Here is a 2340-nt window from a genome sequence, read left to right as displayed (position 1 = left end):
CCGTTACGTGAGCATCGTCGCCGCTTAATTGCGACGTCGCTCCAGAAGCCCCGTCATGCGACGGGGCTTTTTCGTTTGTGTTGAGCCTCTTGCAAAGCTGTTTGTATGGGCTGCCGGCGTGGGTTTCTTCGGTCGTACGGGGCCGCCGCGCTCATTTTTGCAAGAGCCTCAGGTTTATCAGTATTCAACTCGTCGGAAGGCGAGAGGCGGTTTTTGAATGAAGTTTGTTGACGAAGTATCCATTCGGGTCAAGGCCGGTGACGGCGGCAACGGTTGCATGAGCTTCCGTCGCGAGAAATTCATCGAGAACGGTGGCCCCAACGGGGGTGACGGTGGCGACGGCGGTTCGGTGTACATGGTCGCTGACGAAAACCTCAACACCCTGGTCGACTATCGCTACACCCGTCACCACGAGGCCCAGCGTGGCTCCAACGGTGGCAGTACCGATTGCACCGGCAAGAAGGGTGAAGACCTGTTCCTGCGCGTGCCAGTCGGCACCACCGTGATCGACGCCTCGACCCAGGAAGTGATCGGTGACCTGATCACCCCTGGCCAGAAGCTGATGGTCGCCCAGGGCGGCTGGCACGGCCTGGGTAACACCCGTTTCAAGTCCAGCACCAACCGTGCACCGCGTCAGACCACCCCGGGCAAGCCTGGTGATCAGCGCGACCTGAAAATGGAAATGAAAGTGCTGGCCGACGTCGGTCTGCTGGGCCTGCCGAACGCCGGCAAGAGCACCTTCATCCGCTCGGTCTCGGCTGCCAAGCCGAAAGTGGCGGACTACCCGTTCACCACCCTGGTGCCCAACCTGGGCGTGGTCAGTGTCGACCGCTGGAAGAGCTTCGTCATCGCCGACATCCCCGGCCTGATCGAAGGCGCTTCCGAAGGCGCCGGCCTGGGCATCCGCTTCCTCAAGCACCTGGCGCGTACCCGCGTGCTGCTGCACCTGGTCGACATGGCGCCGCTGGACGAAAGCAGCCCGGCCGACGCCGCCGAAGTCATCGTCAACGAGCTGACCCAGTTCAGCCCGTCGCTGGCCGAGCGTGAGCGTTGGCTGGTGCTGAACAAGGCCGATATGGTCATGGACGACGAGCGTGACGAGCGGGTCAAGGAAGTGGTCGAGCGCCTGCAGTGGGAAGGCCCGGTCTACGTAATTTCGGCCATCTCCAAGCAGGGCACCGAGAAGCTCAGCCACGACCTGATGCGCTACCTCGAAGACCGCGCCGACCGCCTGGCCAACGACCCGGCCTACGCCGAAGAACTGGCCGACCTCGACCAGCGCATCGAAGACGAAGCCCGTGCCCAGCTGCAGGCCCTGGACGACGCGCGTACCCTGCGTCGCACCGGCGTCAAGAGCGTGCACGACATCGGCGACGATGACGCGTGGGACGATGATTTCGAGGACGACGAAGACGGCCCGGAAATCATTTACGTGCGCGACTGACCGGTTGCAGTACACTGAACGCCGCTCTCTGGAGCGGCGTTTTTGTATCTACGGTATCTACAGATTCGACATAGGTTGGAAGACGATGCGAAGCAAGGTGACGGGCGCCAGGCGCTGGGTCGTGAAGATTGGCAGTGCGCTGCTGACCGCCGATGGCAAAGGCCTCGACCGCGGTGCCATGGCCGTTTGGGTCGAGCAGATGGTCGCGCTGCGTGAGGCAGGCGTGGAGTTGGTACTGGTCTCCTCCGGGGCCGTGGCTGCCGGCATGAGCCAGCTGGGCTGGACCACGCGACCGAGTGCGATGAACGAGCTGCAGGCCGCTGCATCGCTCGGCCAGATGCGCCTGGTACAGGCCTGGGAGTCGAGCTTCGGCGAGCACGGCAAGCACACTGCGCAGATCCTGCTGACCCACGACGACCTGTCCGACCGCAAGCGTTACCTCAACGCCCGCAGCACCCTGCGCACCCTGGTCGACCTGGGTGTAGTGCCGGTGATCAACGAAAACGACACCGTGGTCACCGACGAAATCCGCTTCGGCGACAACGACACCCTGGCGGCGCTGGTGGCCAACCTGGTCGAAGCCGACCTGCTGGTAATCCTCACCGACCGCGATGGCATGTTTGACGCCGACCCGCGCAACAACCCCGAAGCCCAGCTGATCTACGAGGCTCGTGCCGACGACCCGGCGCTGGACGCGGTGGCCGGCAGTACCGGTGGTGCCCTGGGCCGTGGCGGTATGCAGACCAAGCTGCGTGCCGCGCGCCTGGCTGCCCGTTCCGGTGCTCATACCATCATCATCGGTGGCCGCATCGAGCGCGTGCTGGACCGCCTCAAGGCCGGCGAGCGCCTGGGGACCCTGCTGTCGCCCGAGCGCGGCATGCTGGCTGCACGCAAGC

The 2340-nt window shown here is 64.3% G+C and carries 2 protein-coding genes; both read left to right on the top strand.

Annotation, left to right across the window (positions count from 1 at the left end; all coding sequences use genetic code 11):
• The first annotated feature begins 217 nt into the window (after nucleotides 1-217).
• On the top strand, nucleotides 218-1444 hold the full coding sequence (cgtA, locus tag HP547_RS19775; protein ID WP_172228941.1) for an Obg family GTPase CgtA: 1227 nt from the start codon (nucleotides 218-220) through the stop codon (nucleotides 1442-1444).
• 85 nt (nucleotides 1445-1529) lie between these two features.
• A partial coding sequence (gene proB / locus HP547_RS19770; RefSeq protein WP_172287147.1) for a glutamate 5-kinase occupies nucleotides 1530-2340 on the top strand: 811 nt, incomplete at its 3' end.

It is taken from the genome of Pseudomonas sp. CM27 (genome assembly GCF_013179515.1).
Classification (GTDB): Bacteria; Pseudomonadota; Gammaproteobacteria; order Pseudomonadales; family Pseudomonadaceae; genus Aquipseudomonas.
Note: the sequence above shows the minus strand (reverse complement) of the source record. Positions and strands in the feature narration are given on the sequence as shown.